Source organism: Paracoccus sp. (in: a-proteobacteria), from assembly GCF_032007265.1.
Lineage (GTDB): Bacteria > Pseudomonadota > Alphaproteobacteria > Rhodobacterales > Rhodobacteraceae > Paracoccus.
The window spans coordinates 1-7,286 of the sequence record NZ_DALZMB010000149.1 but is presented as its reverse complement, the minus strand read 5'-3'; the positions used below and the strand labels follow the sequence as shown (position 1 = coordinate 7,286).

General features: G+C 61.7%; 7 protein-coding genes and 1 pseudogene. 5 read left to right on the top strand and 3 right to left on the bottom strand.

Annotated elements, in window-relative coordinates; all coding sequences use genetic code 11:
• From RTS12_RS19340 to RTS12_RS19320, 5 genes are all read left to right on the top strand, one after another.
• The coding region (locus RTS12_RS19340) for a toxic anion resistance protein (RefSeq protein ID WP_312531467.1) at positions 1-634 on the top strand (634 nt) is incomplete at its 5' end.
• 5 nt (positions 635-639) lie between these two features.
• Entirely contained in the window at positions 640-1,728 is a 1,089-nt protein-coding gene (locus RTS12_RS19335) for a DUF2927 domain-containing protein (RefSeq protein WP_312531465.1), read from the top strand.
• An 86-nt stretch (positions 1,729-1,814) separates the two neighbouring features.
• Entirely contained in the window at positions 1,815-2,969 is a 1,155-nt protein-coding gene (locus RTS12_RS19330; RefSeq protein ID WP_312531462.1) for an SPFH domain-containing protein, read from the top strand.
• A 63-nt stretch (positions 2,970-3,032) separates the two neighbouring features.
• Entirely contained in the window at positions 3,033-4,313 is a 1,281-nt protein-coding gene (locus RTS12_RS19325; protein WP_312531461.1) for a zinc ribbon domain-containing protein, read from the top strand.
• Positions 4,310-5,242: a carbohydrate kinase gene (locus RTS12_RS19320; protein ID WP_312531459.1), complete on the top strand. Its 933-nt coding sequence runs from the start codon at positions 4,310-4,312 to the stop codon at positions 5,240-5,242. Before RTS12_RS19325 ends, RTS12_RS19320 begins: the two co-directional genes overlap by 4 nt.
• Here the strand turns inward: RTS12_RS19320 and hflX are convergent, their stop codons facing one another.
• From hflX to RTS12_RS19305, 3 genes and pseudogenes are all read right to left on the bottom strand, one after another.
• Complete coding sequence (gene hflX / locus RTS12_RS19315) at positions 5,243-6,550, bottom strand: GTPase HflX (RefSeq protein ID WP_312531457.1); 1,308 nt, start codon at positions 6,548-6,550, stop codon at positions 5,243-5,245.
• On the bottom strand, positions 6,551-6,784 hold the full coding sequence (hfq, locus tag RTS12_RS19310) for an RNA chaperone Hfq (protein WP_020949330.1): 234 nt from the start codon (positions 6,782-6,784) through the stop codon (positions 6,551-6,553).
• A gap of 129 nt (positions 6,785-6,913) precedes the next feature.
• Positions 6,914-7,286 (bottom strand): annotated as a pseudogene (locus tag RTS12_RS19305) (TrkH family potassium uptake protein); the annotation flags it as partial.

Below are 7,286 nucleotides of genomic sequence, written 5' to 3'. Positions count from 1 at the left end.
TGGCGAAGAAAAGCTGCGCCAGCTGGATACAAACGAGATCCCCGCCAAAGAGGCTGCGGTCAATGCAGCGCCCGAAGACGAGCAAGTCATGGCCGCGCAGGAGTTGCGCGATCTGCGCTCGGCGCGCGACGATCTGGAGCGCCGGGTCCATGACCTCAAACTGACCCGTCAGGTCACGATGCAATCGCTGCCCTCGATCCGTCTGGTTCAGGAAAACGACAAATCTCTTGTCACCAAGATCAATTCGACCTTGGTAAACACGGTCCCGCTTTGGGAAACCCAGCTTGCGCAGGCGGTCACCATTCAGCGCTCGGCCGAAGCGGCCAAGGCGGTCAAACAGGCCAATGACCTGACCAATGACCTGCTGACCGCGAATGCCAAGAACCTTCGTCAGGCCAACCAGACCATCCGCACCCAGATGGAGCGGGGCGTCTTTGACATCGAGGCCGTGCGCACCGCCAATGCCGAGCTGATTGCCACGATCGAAGATAGCCTGCGCATCGCCGATGAAGGCAAAGCCCGCCGCGCCGCCGCCGAGCAAGAGCTCGAGACCATGGAATCACAGCTGCGCCAGACCCTGTCGGCATCCTCGGCCCAGCAGATCCCCTCAACCGGAAGCCCATCACGACCGTGACACAAATGTCTAACCTGCAACCCGCCCTGCCGACCTTTGTCGGCCGGGCGCGATTGACCGCCTCTGCCGCGCTTATGGCCGGGCTGGTGCTGGCTGGCTGCGCCGAGCAGCCCGACACCAATGCCGCCCCCACCAGCATGTCCGCTGCGGCGCCCCTGCCGCGACCCGATCGCGCCCGCGTCGATCAGGCCGCATTGCGCCGTGACCGCGTTGCTCGCACCAAGGCCGCCAATGATGCCGCCCTTGCCGCCTCTGCGACCCCTGCCAGCGTCAATATGCGCAACTATCTGGTCAATGTCGAAGAGGCCCTGATCCAGCGCGGCAAGCTGCGCACGGATGACGGCTCCTCGGTCGGGCCGATCACCGTCGAGCGTCTGGTCGAGGATTTCATCCAGACGGCCCTGCGTGACGAATATTCCCGTCAGGGCGGCAAGCTGGTTCAGGGCAATACTCCCGCCCCGCTGCGCCGCTGGGAGGCCCCGGTGCGCATGCAAATCGAATATGGTGCCTCGGTCAATCCGCTTCAGCGCAGCAAAGACCGCAATGCGGTTGCGGGCTTTGCCGCAAAGCTGAAAGCCGCGACCGGGCATTCTGTGGCGCTGACGGATGGGCCGGGCAATTTCTATGTCCTGATCCTGTCCGAGGACGAGCGTCGCGCCTTTGGCCCACGTCTTGCGGCATTGGTGCCGGGAATTCCGCCCAGCGACATCGCCGCCTTGACGGATCTTGCGCCGCAAAACTACTGCACGGTCTTTGCCTATTCGCGCGGGAACGGTCCCACCTATGTGCAGGCCGTGGCTCTTGTGCGCTCGGAACTGCCCGCCAGAATGCGCCTCAGCTGCTTTCACGAAGAGTTGGCACAGGGCATGGGTCTGGCCAATGACAGCCCGGCAGCGCGCCCGTCGATCTTCAATGATGACGAGGAATTCGCGCTTTTGACGCGCCATGACGAATTGCTGCTGCGTATGCTCTATGATCCACGCCTGCGCCCCGGCATGACCGAAGGCGAGGCACGCCCGATTCTGACCGAAATCGCGACCGAGCTGTTATCTGCCCAGACGCTGGTTGCGGCCAATACCCCCGGCGGCGTCTAAGCACGCAAATCCCGGCCCCAACGGAACTCCAAAGGGCCGGGACCGCTTGTTATCAACGATTGCCTGCCCGCATAGATGAGGATCAAATGGCCATTTTCGACTTTCTGTCCGGTGAATTCATCGATGTCATCGAATGGACCGACAACTCCCGTGACACCGTGGTCTATCGCTTTCCGACGGTGGGCCATGCGATCAAATACGGTGCCAAGCTTACCGTCCGCGAGGGTCAGGCCGCCGTTTTCATTCATGAAGGCCAGCTCGCCGATGTGTTCGGGCCGGGCCTTTACATGCTTGAAACCAACAACATGCCGATATTGACCCGGCTTCAGCATTGGGACCACGGCTTCCGCTCGCCCTTCAAATCCGAGATCTATTTCGTCAACACGACCCGCTTTAACGATCTCAAATGGGGCACCCGCAATCCGATCACCCTGCGCGATCCTGAATTCGGCCCCGTGCGGCTGCGCGCCTTTGGCACCTATTCGATGCGCGTGACCGACCCGGCGACATTCATGCGGGAAATCGTGGGTACGGATGGTGAATTCACCAGCGACGAGATCAGCTATCAGCTGCGCAATGTCATCGTGCAGGAATTTTCGCGCATGATTGCGGCCTCGAATATCCCCGTACTGGATATGGCGGCCAACACCCATGATCTGGGCGCGATCGTCGCCAAGGCGATTGCACCCACGATTGCGGAATATGGCCTCACCATCCCCGAATTCTATATCGAGAACATCAGCCTGCCCGAAGAAGTCGAAAAGATGCTGGATAAGCGAACCTCGATGGGAATCGTGGGCGATCTGAACCGTTTCGGCCAATATGCCGCCTCTGAGGCGATGTTGAATGCCAGCACCCAACCCGGCGGCGGGATGGGCGCAGGCATGGGCGCTGGTATGGGTGCAGCCATCGGCATGGGCGCCGCGATGAGCCAGGGGCCTTGGGGCCCCGTCCCTCATGCGGCACAGGCTCAGGCCCAGCCATCGGCGGCGCCTCAATCGCCGCCCCCGATCCCTCAGGCTGAAAAACAATGGCATCTCGCCGTCAATGGTGCCCCCGAAGGGCCCTATGGCGCCGCCGATCTTGTCAGGCTTGCGCGCGAAGGCCGCTTTAACCCGGACACGCTGGTCTGGGCCCCCGGTCAAGACGGCTGGACCGCCGCCCGCAACCAGCCCGAGCTGGCCCAGCACTTTGCCGCAACGCCGCCTCCGCTGCCGCCTCAGCCCGAATCCGGCGCCTGATCCACCACCTGCCCCAGCGCGGGATTGCCTCCGGGCAATCCCCCATTCTTGCGGTCCATAATCATGCCGACGCCACCGACCCAGTACCGCTATCCCTGTGAAAACTGCGGCGCGAGCCTTGAATTCTCGCCCGGCCAGCAGAAATTGACCTGCCCCTATTGCGGCCACGTACAAGAGATATCGCCAGGCGCTGCGCGCGCGCCATCGCGTCAAAGCAGTGAAGGCCCATGGGGCGACAAGGCGATTTTGCGCGACCCGCAGACCGGTCGCGCGCTGCAATGGGACGCGGGCCGCAAAGCCCCCGAGCTCGAGGAAATCCCGCTGGAAAAAGGCCTGCGGATTGACCAAAACAGCGATCTGACCCAGCAAATCAAGACGCTGTCCTGTCCCAATTGCGGCGCAAAAATCGAAGTCACCTCGGAACAAACGGCATCATCATGCCCCTTTTGCGCAACCCCGGTCGTCACCGATACCGGCAGCGCGCGCCAGATCAAACCGCAAGGCGTGCTGCCCTTTGTGATCACCGAGGCTCAGGCAAAAACCGCGCTGGATGACTGGATGAAGGGGTTGTGGTTCGCGCCATCGGGGCTGACGGCCTATGCCCGCCGCGGTCGGAAAATGTCCGGGGTCTATTCCCCCTTCTGGACCTTCGACGCCGATAGCCGCTCGGTCTATTCAGGCCAGCGCGGCGATTACTATTACGAGACCGAATGGGTCACCATGCAGGTCGATGGGCGTCAACAACGTGTGGCGCGTCAGGTCCAGAAAATTCGCTGGACGCCGGCCTCGGGGCGGATTGCGCGGCATTTCAATGATGTGCTGGTGCTGGCCTCCAGCTCGCTGCCGCGCCGTTTCACGGATGCGCTGGCGCCATGGGATCTCTCGCATCTGACCAGCTACCGACCGGAATATCTCAGCGGCTTCACCGCCGAGGGCTATACAATCGCTCTGGCCGACGGCCACCAGATCGCACGCGAGGAAATGGCGGGCGTGATTGCCATGGATGCGCGCCGCGACATCGGCGGCAATGTGCAACGCATCCACTCTCTGGAAAGTGAATTCAGCGCCGAGACCTTCAAACATATCATGCTGCCGGTCTGGACTGCGGCCTATCGCTACAACAACACCTCCTATCGCTTCGTGGTGAACGGCCAGTCCGGTCGCGTCCAGGGCGAACGCCCCTATTCCATCTGGAAAATCGCATTCGCCGTCATTCTGGCCCTGATCGTGCTGGCGGCCGTCATGCTGGCAACCCAGGCCAACAGTGCCCAACCCATTACGCCCCCTCTGGCCGCAACCGAATACGGCCAAGCCCTTATCCAAACCACAAAGACGCTGACATGATCCTTTGCGCAGGCGAATCGCTGATCGACATGATCCCGACCCAGACGGGCTTTCGCCCTCTCGCCGGAGGGGCGGTCTATAACACCGCAATTGCCTTGGGCCGAATGGGCGTGGACTGCAGCTATCTTTGGCCCCTCTCCCGTGATCCTTTTGCACAGATGCTGCGCGCGCCTTTACACAAGGCCAATGTCGACACCAGCCTGTGCCCCGAAACAGACCGCCCCACGACTTTAGCCTTCGTCACCCTTAAGAACGGCGAGGCGCGCTATTCCTTTTATGACGAGGGCTCGGCCGGACGCATGTTCGCTTGCGCCGATCTGCCCGAGCTGCCCCTTCAAACCAAAGCCCTCTTCATCGGTGGCATCAGCCTTGTCCCCGACCCTTGCGGTGCCACCATCGAAACGCTGGTCGAGCGGGCAAGGGCGCGTGACATCCCGGTGATGATCGATCCCAATATCCGCCCTTTCTTCATCACCGAAATACCCAGCTACCGCGCAAGATTGGCACGGCTTCTGGCTCAGGCAGATCTGGTCAAGCTGTCGGGCGATGACATCGACTGGCTTTGGCCGGACCAGGATATAAATGGCATCATTGCGGATCTTTTGGCGCATGGGCCAAAGGTTGTGTTTCGCACCTTGGGCAGCAAAGGCGCCGAAGCCCATAGCCGGGCGGGCGTGATGTCGCGCCCTGCGGCAAAGGTTGCGATTGCCGATACGATCGGGGCTGGGGATACATTCAACGCGGCGGTGCTGGCGGCGCTGGCGCGTGCCAATGGGTTGGCCCGCGCCGATGCCGATCAGCAGGTGCTGTCCGATGCGCTGGAACTGGGCATCCGGGCAGCCGGCATCACCGTTTCGCGTGCCGGGGCCAATCCGCCCTGGGCCGATGAGCTGGCCGCGCCCAAGGGCATCGCTGGCGTTTCAAGCTGATTACAGCGCGCGAAAGCTTGCGGCCTGACGTTCGGTCCAGCGCAAAAACAGCGTCACGCCATTCTCGCCAATCTCTTCGCGCGTGACGACACCTTGCCCGTGCAGCCAGGCGCGACGGCGGCCGTCCTGATGATCCAGAACCACGCTTTCTTCATGCAGCGGCTCGTCCAGCGCCAGGGCAAGCGCGCCATCGACGGCCTCCAGCAAATCCTCGATCCCCTCGCCCGAAAGCGCACTGACCGCCTGGACCCCTTCGGTGCGGGCATCGGTGCGCCGCAGCGCCTGCCGGGTTTCGGCGCTTAAAGCGTCGATCTTGTTCCAGACCTCGATCAGCGGAACGTCGTCATCGACCCCCAGACTGTCCAGAATTTCGCCGACATCGCCGGCTTGTTCCTCGGTCTCGGGATGGCTGATGTCGCGCACATGCAAGATCAGATCGGCTTCCAGAACCTCTTCCAGCGTTGCGCGAAAGGCCGCGACCAGCTCATGCGGCAGATCCGAGATAAACCCGACCGTATCCGACAAGATCACCCGTCGCCCCGACGGCAAACGCATTTGCCGCATGGTCGGATCCAGCGTGGCAAAAAGCTGATCCTGCGCCACCACATCCGCACCAGTCAAGCGGTTGAAAAGCGTAGATTTTCCAGCGTTGGTATAGCCCACCAGCGCCACGATCGGATAAGGCACCTTCGCGCGCGAGCGCCGGTGCAGCTCGCGCGTGCGCACGACTTTGTCCAGTTGACGGCGCAGACGGATCATCTGATCGTCAATCGCGCGGCGGTCAGCCTCGATCTGGGTTTCACCGGGTCCGCCCACGAAACCAAAGCCGCCCCGCTGACGCTCAAGATGGGTCCATGCGCGCACAAGCCGGGTGCGTTGATAGGCCAAGGCGGCCAGCTCGACCTGCAAAACCCCTTCGCGTGTCTGAGCCCGATCCGCAAAAATTTCCAGAATCAGCCCGGTACGGTCAAGGATCTTGACCCCCCATTCCTTTTCCAGATTGCGTTGCTGAACCGGGGTCACGGGGCCATCGATCAAAACCAGTTCGATGCCCTCGCCATCGGCGGCAGCTTCCAGAGTCTGGCCGACCTCTTCGCGTTTGCCTTTGGAAAACAGCATCCCCGCATCAGGCGCGCGCAGGCGCACGACCTCGGCGCCCTCGACCACGATCGCGGGAAGCGCATGTGCCAAAGCCACGGCTTCTTCCAAGGCAAGCTCGGGGGATCTGCGCGTGCGCGCAGACCCTAGATCGGGGTGAAGAACATAGGCCCGCGTCGGGCGGGCCCGCGTCTCGTTGCTATCGCCCAATCAGTCCTCGCCTTCATAAAGGCTGATGGGCTGACCCGGCATGATCGTCGAGATCGCATGTTTATAGACAAGCTGGGATTGACCATCCCGGCGCAAAAGCACGCAGAAATTGTCAAACCAGGTGATGACGCCCTGCAACTTGACGCCGTTGATCAGAAAGATCGTAACCGGAACCTTTGCTTTGCGGACATGGTTCAGAAAGGCGTCTTGCAGATTTTGTTTATCACCGGCCATTCAGGCAACCTCCCGGCATTTTTAATTTTGTTTTTTAACATCTACGTGAGCGAAAGCCACCTTGCAAGGCGGCCTTTCCCGAGGGTGTTTTTTGCGCGACACCGTGTCACCTGCGCCATAATCGGCCTGTCATCTGCGCCATAATTCAGGGTTGAGCAGCGCGAGAATCGCCAAAGTCTCGATTCGGCCAATGATCATCGCGCCAGCCAGAACCGCTTTGGTGAAATCGGGCAGGCCCGCCCAGCCCACCCAAGGCGCGCCAGCGATCCCGGCCGAGCCCTCAAAGGTCGGCGTCAAGGGGATCACCCCGGCCAGCGGGCCCGTATTGGTCAAGGCTGCAACCGACAGAATGGTCGCACTTTCAAATTCGATACGCTGCAGCGAGACAAGCACGATCACCACCGCGATGGTCATGGCAAACAGCATGAAAAAGACGAATGCCAAAAAGGCGCCCTCGGCGCGCAGACGTCGGCCCATGCGCCCGCCGCCCCCGATTGAATTC

Coding starts and splice junctions, on each gene's coding strand:
- RTS12_RS19335 (WP_312531465.1), top strand. CDS start 640: ATGTCTAACCTGCAACCCGCCCTGCCGACCTTTGTCGGCCGGGCGCGA.
- RTS12_RS19330 (WP_312531462.1), top strand. CDS start 1,815: ATGGCCATTTTCGACTTTCTGTCCGGTGAATTCATCGATGTCATCGAA.
- RTS12_RS19325 (WP_312531461.1), top strand. CDS start 3,033: ATGCCGACGCCACCGACCCAGTACCGCTATCCCTGTGAAAACTGCGGC.
- RTS12_RS19320 (WP_312531459.1), top strand. CDS start 4,310: ATGATCCTTTGCGCAGGCGAATCGCTGATCGACATGATCCCGACCCAG.
- hfq (WP_020949330.1), bottom strand. CDS start 6,784: ATGGCCGGTGATAAACAAAATCTGCAAGACGCCTTTCTGAACCATGTC.